Source organism: Dietzia sp. UCD-THP, from assembly GCF_000349585.1.
Taxonomy (GTDB): domain Bacteria; phylum Actinomycetota; class Actinomycetes; order Mycobacteriales; family Mycobacteriaceae; genus Dietzia; species Dietzia natronolimnaea_A.
Window position 1 is genome coordinate 69,970 of record NZ_KB714656.1, and the last position, 12,734, is coordinate 82,703.

Annotated in this window: 11 protein-coding genes; 2 read left to right on the forward strand and 9 right to left on the reverse strand. The window is 73.6% G+C overall.

Features of this window, described 5'->3' with window-relative positions:
- The first annotated feature begins 134 nt into the window (after positions 1-134).
- Positions 135-683, forward strand: coding sequence for a 2-oxo-4-hydroxy-4-carboxy-5-ureidoimidazoline decarboxylase (locus H483_RS34680; protein WP_017837975.1), 549 nt, complete (start codon positions 135-137; stop codon positions 681-683).
- A 10-nt stretch (positions 684-693) separates the two neighbouring features.
- On the forward strand, positions 694-1,017 hold the full coding sequence (gene uraH / locus H483_RS34685; protein WP_017837976.1) for a hydroxyisourate hydrolase: 324 nt from the start codon (positions 694-696) through the stop codon (positions 1,015-1,017).
- Positions 1,018-1,081: 64 nt separating this feature from the next.
- On the opposite strand, the gene H483_RS34690 is transcribed toward uraH, so the two are convergent.
- The 9 genes from H483_RS34690 to H483_RS34730 all read right to left on the reverse strand — a co-directional run bounded on the left by H483_RS34690 (position 1,082) and on the right by H483_RS34730 (position 12,733).
- The gene (locus tag H483_RS34690; protein WP_052308391.1) at positions 1,082-2,419 is read right to left on the reverse strand and encodes an amidohydrolase family protein; all 1,338 of its coding nucleotides are present in this window, start codon (positions 2,417-2,419) and stop codon (positions 1,082-1,084) included.
- Positions 2,416-5,043, reverse strand: a complete 2,628-nt coding sequence (locus H483_RS34695; RefSeq protein WP_017837978.1) for a molybdopterin cofactor-binding domain-containing protein — start codon at positions 5,041-5,043, stop codon at positions 2,416-2,418. Before H483_RS34695 ends, H483_RS34690 begins: the two co-directional genes overlap by 4 nt.
- Positions 5,040-5,948 (reverse strand): FAD binding domain-containing protein, encoded by a 909-nt coding sequence (locus H483_RS34700; RefSeq protein WP_017837979.1) that lies wholly within the window; start codon positions 5,946-5,948, stop codon positions 5,040-5,042. The genes H483_RS34695 and H483_RS34700 overlap by 4 nt, the downstream gene beginning before the upstream one ends.
- Positions 5,949-5,954: 6 nt before the next feature.
- Positions 5,955-7,334: an 8-oxoguanine deaminase gene (locus H483_RS34705; protein ID WP_017837980.1), complete on the reverse strand. Its 1,380-nt coding sequence runs from the start codon at positions 7,332-7,334 to the stop codon at positions 5,955-5,957.
- Entirely contained in the window at positions 7,331-8,731 is a 1,401-nt protein-coding gene (locus H483_RS34710; RefSeq protein WP_017837981.1) for an amidohydrolase family protein, read from the reverse strand. Before H483_RS34710 ends, H483_RS34705 begins: the two co-directional genes overlap by 4 nt.
- Positions 8,732-8,800: 69 nt before the next feature.
- Positions 8,801-9,418, reverse strand: a complete 618-nt coding sequence (locus H483_RS34715; protein ID WP_017837982.1) for a pyridoxamine 5'-phosphate oxidase family protein — start codon at positions 9,416-9,418, stop codon at positions 8,801-8,803.
- Entirely contained in the window at positions 9,415-10,239 is an 825-nt protein-coding gene (locus H483_RS34720) for a creatininase family protein (RefSeq protein WP_017837983.1), read from the reverse strand. Before H483_RS34720 ends, H483_RS34715 begins: the two co-directional genes overlap by 4 nt.
- Entirely contained in the window at positions 10,227-11,555 is a 1,329-nt protein-coding gene (locus H483_RS34725) for an FAD-binding oxidoreductase (RefSeq protein WP_017837984.1), read from the reverse strand. The genes H483_RS34720 and H483_RS34725 overlap by 13 nt, the downstream gene beginning before the upstream one ends.
- Complete coding sequence (locus tag H483_RS34730; RefSeq protein ID WP_017837985.1) at positions 11,552-12,733, reverse strand: hypothetical protein; 1,182 nt, start codon at positions 12,731-12,733, stop codon at positions 11,552-11,554. Before H483_RS34730 ends, H483_RS34725 begins: the two co-directional genes overlap by 4 nt.
- Between the last annotated feature and the right edge of the window lies 1 nt (position 12,734).

A 12,734-nucleotide genomic window follows, 5' to 3' on the forward strand; every position in this document is an offset into this window, starting at 1 on the left:
AGGGCACCGCAGGTCAGAGGGCAGCGCACCCGGCGACGACTCTGGTGGCGGGTCCGGCGGCCGCGATTGTTACAGCGCGTTACGACTCCCGCGTCGCCAGCGATCCTGCCCCCGTCGACTGCCATGATGAGCCCATGCCCCAGGACACCGCCGAGGTGACGGCGACCGACGACGACGCCATGCGCGACTTCGACACCGCTCCCGCGGAGGACCTTCTGCCCGCACTGACGGAGCTCTCGGGCTCGGCCGGGTGGGCGCGGGCGGTGCTCGGGGGCCGGCCGTATCGCTCGCGCACGGCCCTGCACACCGCGGCCCGACGAGTGCTCGCCGAGCAGACCGAGACCGAGGTGCTGTCCGCGGTCGACGCGCACCCGCCGATCGGGCCGGGAGCGGCCGCGAGCTCCCCACCGGTCGGGGGCGCCTCGGCCCGCGAGCAGAGCGCGGCGGCGACCGGTGATGCCGAGCTGGCCCGGCGCCTGGCCGACGGGCAGCGGCGTCACGCCGAGCACTTCGGGCACGCGTTCCTCGTCTGCGCCTCCGGGCTGTCGGCGCGCGAGATCGTGGACGAGCTCGACCGGAGGATCGCGCTCGACCCGGCCGAGGAGCTCGCGTGCACCCGCGACCACCTCGCGAGGATCAACGCCCTGCGACTGGACCGGCTGCTCGACACCGGCACACTGTGAGGAGCACCTGATGTCCCTGAGCACCCACGCGCTGGACACGTCCACCGGGGCCCCCGCGTCCGGACTGGCGTATCTGCTCACCGACGCCGCGGGCGCGGTACTGGCCACCGGCACCACCGACGACGACGGACGGGCGCCCGAGCTGGGAGGGGTCGAGATCGGCGCCGGGGTGTACCGCCTGCACTTAGATACCGGCGCCTACCAGCGCTCAAAAGGCCTCCGCAGCTTCTACCCTGAGGCGGTGGTGTGCTTCGAGGTCACCGATCCGGCCGCCCACCACCACGTGCCGTTGATCCTGTCGCCCTTCGGCTACAGCACCTACCGCGGGTCCTGAGCCGCGGTCCTCGCCAACGCTCTGGCCTGCAGTGCCCTGCACAGGGGTCGCAGGGCAACCCAGGTCACCGCCCGATCGCCCTCCGTGCGCACTCGCGGCGCAGCTCGGAGGCCACGGCACGCTCGTCGCACCGGACCAGCTGGAAGTCCCGCACCACCACGACTCCGCCCACCACCACGTGACGGGGACGTCGGCCCGGATCGGCCCACAGCAGGCCGGGGACCGGGTCGGCCACACCGGCGTCCGCCACGCCCGAGACGTCCCACACGACCAGGTCGGCCGCCGATCCCGGAGTCAATCGGCCCAGCTCGGTCCGGCCCAGTCCGTCCGCCCCACCGGCGGTGGCCATGGTCAGCGCCTCGAGAGCGTCCATCGGCCGCCCGGCCAGCGGGGCGACCTGCATGGCCAGCCGGGCATCGGCGAGAAGATGTCCGGCGTCGTTGCTCCCGCCGCCCGAGGTGCCCAGTCCGACGCGCACCCCACCGTCGAGTAGCCGCGCGACGGGGGCCACGCCCCACCCCATGGGTAGGTCGCAGGCCGGGGCGTGGGTGACGGAGGCCCCGCACCCCGCGACGAGCGCCACCTCGGAGTCGGTGATGTCGCACAGGTGGGCCAGGGTGACGTCGGGGGCGAGCCAGCCCCACTCGTCCAGCAGATCCAGGGGCCGCCGCCCGTACAGCTCGGCGGCGCGGACCACGTCGACCTGCTCGTTGGCCTGCGTGCGCCGACGCAAGCCCAGGTCCCGAGCGACCTCGCCGAGGGCACCGAACGTGGCGGGTCCGTCGGCGTGGATCCCCGACGGGCCCACGGCGAGCTGCCGCATGCCATCCTCGGTGACCCCGTCCCGCGCCCCGGGCAGGTGCGTGGCGTGGATCTGCGCCACCGACGAGGCGGCCGCGTCCGGGTCGCAGCCCGCGGTTCCGCGGACGAACGCCAGGCGGGCACCCACGTCACCCGCCGCGTCGAAGGCGGCCCCCGCGATCTGCACCGGGTCCACACCGGGCGGCCAGGTCAGGTGGTGATCGGCGACGGTGGTGACCCCGCACAACAGCGACTCGGCCAGCGCCACCCGGGCGGCGAGCCCCACCAGATCCGGGTCCACGCGGGCGTCGACGTAGGCCTGCCGCATCCGAGCGAGCCAGACCGACATCTCCACACCGCGCGTGCCGGGCAGCGTCCTAAACGCGCTCTGCAGCAGATGATGGTGCGCGTTGACCAGCCCCGGGGTGACCACCCCGCCCGCGGCGTCCAGGATCTCGGCGTCGTGGGTGTCAGCGCCAGCAGAACCAGCGCCGCCCGCGATCCTCCCGTCCACGCACTCGAGCGTCGTGGGCTCGGTGGACGCGCGCCCCGGTGACCACACTGCCGAGGCACCCGTGACCCGCAGGACCCGCGGGCTCATGCGTCGACCCCGATCGGCGTCCGCGCGAACGAGCGCATCCACACCCGGTCCGGTGTCAGCGGGATGGAGTCCTGTCGCACCCCCGTGGCCCGCCGGACCGCGATGCCGACAGCCGCCGCGACCGGGCAGTAGGGCGCCTCGGACATGGACTTGGCGCCCAGCACGCCCTCGGTTTCGACGGTGTCGGCGAAGAACACCTCGGTGCGCGGCACGTCTCCCATGCGCGGCGGGTGGTAGTGGCGCAGGGTCGCGTTGGCCACCGCGCCGGTGTCGTCGAGCATCACCTGCTCGTACAGCGCCGCTCCCAGAGCCTGGGCGACGCCGCCCTCCACCTGGCCCCGCAACTGCTGCGGGTTGAGGACCCGCCCGGCGTCGACGGCGTGGACGCTCTGCAGCACCCGGACCGTGCCCGTGTCGGGGCACACGGCCACGCGCACCCCCTGGACGGTGAAGGCCGCCTGCCGCCCGAGCCCGTCGGCGGAGCCCTCGGCGGACACGGGCAGGTGCGCGCCGGCCCGCAGGAGGTCCGCGACTCGGGTGGCGGCCCGGTGCAGCGCGCGCCCGCCCACCACGGTCCCGGCCGATCCGAACGCGCCGGTGTCGTGGGTGAGCTGCGCGGTGTCCGAGGCGTGCAGCACCACCGAGTCGGAGGGGACCGCGAGCACCTCGGCCACGATCTGCGTGTGCACGGTGGCGGTGCCGTTGCCGAACTCGGCGGTGCCCACGTAGGCGTGCACGGTGCCGTCGGCGTCGATCTCCACGCGGGCGGAGCCGTGGTGGCCCCCCGGCGGGTTGGTGGCGATCATGCACACCGCGACCCCGCTCCCCTCGGACCACCCGGGCGGGGCCGACTCCCCCCGTCCCGACTCCAGGGCTCCGGCGACGAGGTCCAGGCAGTCGTCGAGTCCGTAGGAGGACAGGGCCAGCTCGTCGTCGTCGCCCGCGGAGCTCACCAACCGGTCACCCGGGCGCACCACGTTGCGCCGCCGCAGCTCGACGGGATCGATCCCGGCCGCCTCGGCGAGCTCGTCCAGCGCGCTCTCGAGCGCGAACCCCACCTCCCCGAGTCCGTACCCGCGGAAGGCACCGGACGGGACGGTGGTGGTGTAGACGGCCTCGGCGGCCACCCGCTTGGCCGGGCAGCGGTACAGCTCCACCGATTCGGTGATCGAGTGGAACATCACGCCCGCCGAGTGCCCGCCGTACGCGCCCGCGTCGGAGAGGACGTCCAGGTCGAGCGCGGTGAGCCGGCCACGGGCGTCACACGCGACCGTCGCCGTCACCCGGTAGGGGTGCCGCACCGTGGCGGAGGTGAACTGCTCGGCGCGGGTGTACTCCCACACCACGTCGCGCCCGGTGCGCAGGGCGGCCAGCACGGCCAGGTCCTCGACGATCATCTCCTGCTTGGCACCGAATCCCCCGCCCACCCGGGCGGCGTGGACGCGCAGGTCGTCCCGCTCCAGGCCGAAGATCCACGCCAGTTCGTCCCGGACGAGGAACGGCACCTGCGTGGACGAGCGGATGTCGAGGGCGCCGCCGCACCGGGGCCCGCCGTCGACGTGGCGGACGATCACCGCGTGCGTCTCCAGGTGCGTGTGCTGCACCCGCGAGGTGCTCCAGGTCCCGGTGACCACGTGCGCGGCGCGGGCCACCCCGGCGTCGACGTCCCCCACCTCACCGCGCCAGCTCGCCACCACGTTGCGCGCGGGGTCGGCGATCCGGGACGCGGAGCCCTTGTCCCCGTGGATGGCCGGCGCCCCGGGCCGCCGCGCGGCCTCGGGGTCGAGCACCGACGGCAGCACCTCGTACCGGACGCTGATCTCCTCGCAGGCCAGGCGGGCGAGCTGGGGGGTCTCGGCCACCACGGCGGCCACACGTTGACCGTGGTAGCGCACCACCGGGTCCAGCACACGGGTGTCATCGGGGTCGTCGGTGCGCCGCTGGTGGCGGGCGGTGGAGAACAGCACGTCGGGGTCGTCGTGGTGGGTCAGGACGGCCAACACGCCGTCCATGGCGAGCGCGCGGGTGGCGTCGATCTCCACGATCCGGGCGTGCGCGTGCGGGGAGCGCAACACCGCCAGATGGGCGCAGCCGGTGAGCTCGGTGTCCAGGGTGAAGGGTTCGGCTCCGCGCACCACGCGCTCGGTGGCGGGCGCGGCGACGGGACGGCCGATCCCTCCGGCCGGGCAGGTGTTCGCGGCGCCGTCGAGGGCGTCCTCGACCGCGCGGTATCCGGTGCACCGGCACAGGTTGCCCTTCATCGCGGCGGTCCGCGCGGCCGGGCCCCCGTCGCGGGCGCACGGGGCGTGGTCCAGTCCGGTGACGGTGGTGACCATCCCCGCCGTGCAGTACCCGCACTGGAACCCCGCGGCGCGGGCGAACGCCGCGGGGACCTCGTCGGGCACCCCGGCGGCCGTGTGCACGTGGGCGCCCTCGGCCCGGTGGGCGGGCAGGACGCAGGAATGCGTGGGCACGCCATCGACCAGCACCGTGCAGGCGCCGCAGTCTCCGGTGTCGCAGCCCTTCTTGACCGCGACCTGGCCGAGTTCGCGCAACAGCGTCCGCAGGCACTGCCCGGGCCGCGGGCTGGGCGCGTAGTCGCTCCCGTCGACCGAGATCTTCATGACGGGTCCTCCTGTCCGGGGTGGGTGCCGGGGTGGGTGCCGAGCTGGGCGCCGGGGTCGCCACACAGGTCGACGACGACGGCGAGGGCCGCGATCCCCGCGACGTGTCGGCGCCACCTCGGGTGGCCCTGGGGGTCGTCGTACCAGTGGGGCAGATCGCGGACTGCCGCCGCGGCGACTTCGGGCGGGGGCGCGGCATCCCACTCCAGGACGTGCGGGGCCGGCACCGCGGCGGTGACGACCAGCGTGCAGGCCCCGTCGGGGTCCAGGCGGCCGGTGACCAGTGATCCCGAGCGGCCGCTGGGCACCAGCGAGTGCCGCCGGACGGCGTAACGCGCACGACCCGCCGCGGCGGGGATGCGCAGCGCTCGCAAGATCTCCCCCGGGGCCAGGGAGGTCCGGCCCGGTCCGGTCACCACGTCCGCGGCGGGGATCGTGCGGGTGCCACCGTCCGGGGTCCAGATCTCCGCGGTCGCCCCGAGTGTGCAGGCCGCAGCGGTGCCGGCGCCGGCGGGCAGGGCGGCGCAGAGGTTGCCTCCCCAGGTCGCGCGGGCCCAGATCTTCCACGAGGCCAGCAGGCACGAGAAGGCGTCGTGCAGGAACGGCCGCAGGTCCGCGGTGAGCGGGTGGTCGAGCACGGTTCGCAGCGAGGCGGTCGCCGCCACCCGCAGGCCGCCGTCCGGGAGCTCCTCGACGTCGGGCCAGCCCAGGTCGAGCAGGTCCACGAGTCCGGTCAGCGCCGGTGTGTTCTCCCCGGGTGGCGCCGCCGCGCCGGCGGGATGCAGGTGCGCCTCGCCGTGGAGTGCGGTCCCTCCGGCCAGGGGCGCCGCACCGGCCAGCAGTGCCTGATGAGCCTGGTCGCGGGTGCGTGGCCGGTGCAGTTCGGTGACGGTGTGCAGGTCCATCGGGCCTCATCCGGCCTTGGCCAGCAGTCGGCGACGGGCGGCCACGACGTCCCGGGCCACGGCCTCGGTGTCCACGGTGAGGACCCGACCGTCGGCCACGACGCGCCTGCCGTGCACCCACACCCCGGCCATCGGCGGGCGGGAGCCCAGGACCAGGGCGGCCACCGGATCGTCGATGCCGGCGTGGGCGGGGGTGTCCAGGCGCCACAGAGCGACGTCGGCCAGGTAGCCCGGGGCGAGTCGGCCGATCTCGTCCTGGCGGCCCAGCGTCCGCGCGCCCTCCGCCGTGGCCATCCGCAGGGCGGTGCGCACGTCCATGGCGCGGGGGCCGCGGGTGGCGCGGGCCAGCAGCAGCGCCTGGTGCATCTCCTCCCACAGGACGCCCGACTCGTTGCTCGCGGCGCCGTCGACGCCCAACCCCACGGTCACGCCCGCGGCGAGCATGTCGGGCACGCGGGCGATGCCGGCGCCGAGCCGGCCGTTGGACACCGGGCAGTGCGCGGCCGCCATGCCGCCGGAGGCCATCGCGGCGATCGCCGGGTCGTCCAGGTGCACGGTGTGGGCGAACCACACGTCGGGGCCGGTCCAGCCGACGGACTCCATGTACTCCATGGGGGTGCGGCCGAACCGTTCGCGGCAGAACGCCTCCTCGTCGTCGGTCTCGGCCAGGTGGGTGTGCAGGCGCACGCCCCGCTCGCGGGCCAGGTCCGCGCTGGCGCGCAGCAGGTCGCCGGTCACCGAGAACGGCGAGCAGGGCGCCACGGCGATCCGGCACATCGACCCCGGCGTCGCGTCGTGGTGCCGGTCGATCACCTCGGCCGTGCCGGCCAGGATCGCGTCGATGCCCTCCACCACCGAGTCCGGCGGCAGCCCACCGGCGCTGCGGCCCAGGTCCATGGACCCGCGACTGGGGTGGAAGCGCAGTCCCACCGTGGCGGCGGCGGAGATCTCGGCGGCGAACACGTCGCCCGCGTCGGCGGGTACCACGTAGTGGTGGTCGGTGGTGGTGGTGCAGCCGCCCAGGGCGAGGTGCGCCAGGCCCCCGAGCGCGGCGGTGCGGACGTCGTCGGCGTCGATGCCGGCCCACACCGGATAGGAGGCGGTGAGCCACTCGAAGAGCGTGGCGTCGGCCGCGAGTCCGCGGGTGAGCCACTGGTACAGGTGGTGGTGGGTGTTGACGAGCCCCGGCGTGGCCAGGCAGCCGGTGCCGTCGACCCGGTCCACACCGTCGGGCACGAGTGCGGGATCGCACGGCCCCGCCCCCACCGCGGTGATCCGGCCCCCGATCAGCAGGACGTGGCCGCTGGCATGCTCGGCGGCGCGGTCGTCCACGGTCGCGATCGCGCAGTTCTCGATCAGGACGGCGCCACCGCCCTGCGCCGTCACGAGCGCGTCCCCACGGGAGCAGGGCGCGTGAACGCGGGGATGAATCCGCGCGCCCGCGCCGAGCGGACCATGCGCTCGGTGAGCTGGGCGTCGGCCTCCTCCGCGAGCGGGTGCAGGCTCCGGGCCCCCTCGGCCACCAGCCGGCCACCCACGTACACGTGCGTGAGGTTCCGGAGGGAGCAGGCCAACACGTACGTCGCCACCGGGTCCCAGATCGGTCCCGTGGCCGGGGAGGTCGGGTCCACCACCAGGAGGTCGGCGTGCTTGCCCACCTCGATGCTGCCGATCCGGTCGGATAGACCGAGCGCCTGTGCGCCCCCCAGGGTGTGCATCCGCAACACCTCGTGCGCGGCCAGGATCGAGGCGTCGGAGTGCACGGCCCGCTGGGTGTAGAGGCCGATGCGCAGGTTCTGGAACGGGTCGGAGACGTCGGTGCAGGACTGGTCGTCCAGCCCCATCCCCACCCGGATGCCCGCCTCGCGGTACCCGGTGACGTCGGCGATGCCCGAGCCCAGCCGCCCGTTGGAGGTGGCCTGCCAGATCACGGCCGAGTCCGTCTCCGCCACGCGGCGCACCATGTCCTCGGTGGGGTGGACGAAGTGGCCGAAGGCGAAGTCGGGACCTAGGACCCCGGCGCGGTCGTACCAGTCGAACTTGGCCCGTTGCACCTCGAGGTGCTCGGCGGTCTCCACGAAGTGGGCCTGGTTCCCGACCCCGTGGCGGGACATCGTCTCGCGTTCGCGGTCGGCGGTGACGGGCGACGACGACCACTGCACCGACCCGAACACCGAACCGCCGAGGTCCAGGTCCCGGGGAACCGTGCGCAGGCGGTGCTCGGTGACGTGGGCGAACGCCTCGAAGCACTCCGCCTCGGGCAGCTGCTCGTCGTCCAGGCGGGTCGAGGTGACGCACCGGAGCCCGGAGTCGGCCTGCGCGTCGATCTGTCGGGTGAGGAAGTCGACGTCGTGGACCCGCTCGGCCACCAGGGTCGAGGTGGCGTGGTCGAACACCGCCACCACCCGGCTCTGCGTGAAGTTGTAGGCGCTGGTCACTCCGTTGCGCAGGAAGTCCAGGCAGCCGGCGAGGGTGAACCAGTACAGGTCCTCGGACTCCGCCCCGACCATCATCTCGCCCATTCGCGAGACCCAGCCGTAGAGCGTGTCGTCGGGGGCGATGCCGCGCATGCCGGCGGTGAACAGGTGGCTGTGCGCGGAGACGAACCCGGGCGCGAGGATTGACCCGCCCAGATCGTGGACGGTTCCGGGCAGACCGGGTGGCGGATCACCGGGGCCCAGCGCGGCGATCACCCCGTCGTCGTCGACGTGGACCCAGCCGTGGAACCACCGGGGGTCGTCGGCCGTGACGGGGATGACGAGTGCGTCGGTGAAGGTGATCATGGGGTGTCTCTCGTCGGGGGGCGGCGGGGTACTGGGGTCGGCGGGAAACTGGGGGTCGGGGCGACGTCCTCAGCCCGGGAGGTCCTCGGCCAGCCACCCGCCGGAACGCAGGTGGAACCGTCGCCGGTGGGAGGGGGCGTCGGCCTCGCCCCGCCAGAACGTCACCGTGTCGGGCCGCAGGCGGTAACCGGTCCACGTGTCGGGCGGGTCGTGGGGCGTGGGCCCGCGCCGGGTGACGGTCTCCGCCCACACCCGGCGGCGTCCGGCCGGGGGCAGAGCGGCCGTGGCGGGGCTGTTGGTCCAGGCCAGGAGCTTGAGATAGGGCGTCCGATCGCGATAGGTGCGCAGTTGCTCGTCGGGGTCGGTGGGCGCCGCGGGGCCGGTCATCGTGAGCTGGCGGGTCCGGTCGTCGCTGAGGACGACGAGGGTCGCGCGGGGGTTCGCGGCGAGGTCCTCCACCTTCTGGGACCGCGAGTCCGTGTGGAAGGTCGGTCCCTCGGCGCTCACCCCGGAGATCAGGAGGTGCCGGCACCTCGGCGTACCCTCCGGGTCGACGGTGGCCAGCACCCCCAGGGGCGGGTCGAGGGGGTCGACGGCGAGCCAGGCCACCATCGCGGCCAGCGGGTCCTCCCCCGGTTCCGGCAGGATCTCATCCGCCCGGGTACCGGGCAGTTCGGCGGCGGTCATCGTGCGGCTCCCGCCGCGGCGGGGACAGCGTCCGGGATCCCGCGGGCGGGGTCGAAGCGGGCGGGGTCGAAGGCGGCGATCTCCCCAAGCGCACCGACCACGGTGGCCACGTGATCGGCCACCAGCCGGGCCCCGGTGTCGGGGTCGGCTCCGGTGGGGTCGCCGATCACGCCGGTGTCGGACAGGTCGTCGGCCAGCCAGCCGAACTTCACGGGGCCGGTGAAGCCGATGTGCCGGCAGCCGGCCAATGCGGTCGGGACCCTGGCCTCGGCCACGGACATGTCGACGAGGTCCGGGCGCAGGTGGAGCATCATGGACGTCTCGGCCCACCCGGCGTGGATCCCCATCCCGAGTTCACTGGGCCCCGGCATGGCTTTACCGGCGTAGAGGAAGGTCTGCAGACCGCTGCGCCGGCGCAGTTCCCGCAGTGCCACCTCCAACAGGGCGGAGTTGCCGCCGTGGCAGTTGACAAAGAGCACGCGGCGGAACCCGCTGGCACGCAGCGCCGAGCCGAGCTCCCGCACCTGGGACAGCAGCGTGTCCGCGGTGATCCACATCGCCCCGGGGAACGAGGAGTGTTCGTCGCTCTTGGTGTAACCGAGCGCGGGCATGAGCCAGGCGTCGACCCCGGCTGCCTCCTCGACCGCGCGGGAAGCCACCGCCTCGGCCACGATGAGGTCGGTGGCCAGGGGGAGGTGGGGGCCGTGGGGCTCGATCGCACCGGCGGGGATGACCGCCACGGGATCGCCCCGGCCCACGTCCGCAGCCTCGACCGTACTGAGGTCCGCGTAGCGCCTCGCGGGCCCGATCACGCCCCCCACCGCCCGGGATTGAGCAGGCCGTAGGGGTCCGTCCGGGCCGCGAGTGCCCGCACCTCCTCGGTGCCGTGGTCCACGCGGTACTGGTGCGGGGAGTGCACCTTCACACCCAGCTCCTCCAGGACGGGCACGCCCGCGTAGGCGGCGTCCGGGTCGGTGTAGTGCCCGTTGAGCATGCCGAACATCCGCCCGTGGCCGGCCTCGAGGTGCAGGGTCCCGCCCGGGTAGACGGCCTCGACCTCGTCCAGCCGCTCCACCAGCGCGTCGCCCTGGCATTCCATGTGGAACCACGTGTCCGGCTCCGCCTTCTGCAGCCAGTGGGTGGGGTGGTTGTAGGACAGGGTCGAGACCTTGATGGACTCGTTGACCCCTGAGCGGACCGCCTCCACCACTCCCCCGGCCTCGGTGACCAGGGCGCTCACCCGCTCGACGACCGAGGCGTCGACGATCGCCCGCAGACTGGCCCGGCCGGGTGGGATGGCCTCGTCGGGCGGCAGGCACCCGGCCACGTGGGCGCCGTCCGCCGAACACAGCCGCGGGGCGGGGTCGACCCGGTGGATCCGGGGGACCACGGAGAAGGCGTCGTGGTGATCGTCGAAGCTGGCGTAGACGCACCGCCAGTCCTGCAGGGGTTCGATCCGCACGGTGGCGCGCACGATGATCCCCGCGACCCCGTAGGTGTGCACGAACGGCTGCGCGTCGTCGCCCTCCAGATGCACGATCTCGGCATCGGGGTGGGCGTAGACCACGTCGAGCGCCTCGACGAACCCCTCGTGGTTGCGGCCGTGGACGATCGTTCCCGTTCCGGCGGACCCCCCGGCGAGGAATCCCCCCAGGGTGGACTGCACGGTCGAGGGATACATCCACAGTTGCGAGCCGTCCCGCGCGAGGCGTTTCTCCAGGCTCATCATGCGCACGCCGGCCTCCGCGGTGACCGTCCCGGCCTCCGGGTCCACGTGGTCGATGCCCCGCAGGGCGGTCAGGTCCAGCACCAGCCCTCCGTGGAGCGGGACCACCTGCCCGTAGTTCCCGGTGCCCTTGCCCCGAGAGGTGATGGGGACACCGCGCCTGACCGCGGCCCGGACGACGGCGGGGACCTGCTCGACGCTCGTGGGCCGCACGACCACCTCGGGCCGCCCGATGGGCCACTGCGCACGCAGGATGGGGCTCAGGTAGGAGCCGTCCTGCGAGGCCTTGTCGAGACTGCGGTCGTCGGTGAGGACGAGATCCGGGCCGAGCAGCGCGGTCAGGTCCTCCACGAGTCCGCCCACGTCCGGGGCCGTGGCGGCCGGCTGCGTCGCCGTCTGGGTCTCGCTCACCGGGTCATCCCGATGGCCGGGTCGATGAACCGGTTGGTCGCGATGGTCTCCGGGGTGACGTCCTCGGCGATCGAGACGTCGGCGGCCTCGTAGATGCCCGAGACGAGGTCGACGATGTCGGCGAGTCGGTCTTCGTCGAAGTTCCCGATCGTCGAGTCGGGGCCGTTGCCGACGATCTCCCGGTCGAGCATGGCCTCGACGGCGAAGTCGGCCAGCTCGTCGCTGTAGACCCACCCGGTGTTGAACTGCTCGACGGCGTCGACGATCACCTCGTTGGTGCGGGCGGGGTCGGCGAAGTAGTCGACCTCGGCCTGCTGCAGGACCGGCACCAGCTGCTCGAGGCACGCGGCGTTGTCCTCGAGCTCTGCCGAGCGCACCGCCATCATGGACTTGTAGATCGGGTATCCGGTGTCGTGGAGCAGCTCGTAGGCCACGGGCTTGCCCCACTCGGCGACCTCGTTCTCGTAGATGAACGGCTCGGCGCTGGCGTAGCCCTGCTGGGCGACCGTTCCGCCCGCCGCGACGAAGTTGGACGGCGAGCCGTCGTAGCTGCCGTCGACCTGCGCGGGGTCCAGGATCCCCTCCCCGGTGAGGTAGTCCATGTACGCGTTGCCCTCGAAATACAGGACACGGGTGTCCTCGTCCTTGAGGTCGGCGATCCGCGCCACATCGGGGTAGGTCTCCGGGTCCCACATGATCATCTGCGGGTTGATGTCGAGCGGGGCGAACACCCCGATCGTCGGGTTGTTGAGGGAGTTCTGCACGGCCTGGTCCGAGTCCACGTACCCGAGCATGATGTCGGTGTCCTGGTACATCTGCGCGGTCACCTGCTGGAACCCGATTGCCGGTCCGCCGGTACGGATCTCCACGTCCACACCGGTGTACTCCCCGGAGGCGAACAGCGGACCCGAGACCGCCTTGGCCGCGGCGTCGATCGTGGGATCCGGTCCCAGGAGTTCGTACAGGTGTCCGTGTTCGGCCTCCGGGTTCCAGTCGGTCTGGACCACCACGGTGGCGGGGCAGCTCGCGCTGAGGTCCACGGCACCGATCTCACCGGTGTAGCCGGACGCGGCCTCGGTCTCGGAGTCGCCACCACCGCAGGCGGTGAGAGTGGCGGCTCCGAGGGTGCACAGGGCGGCGACGGAGAGCACGGTCCTGGTGGTGTGGGTGCGGCGCATG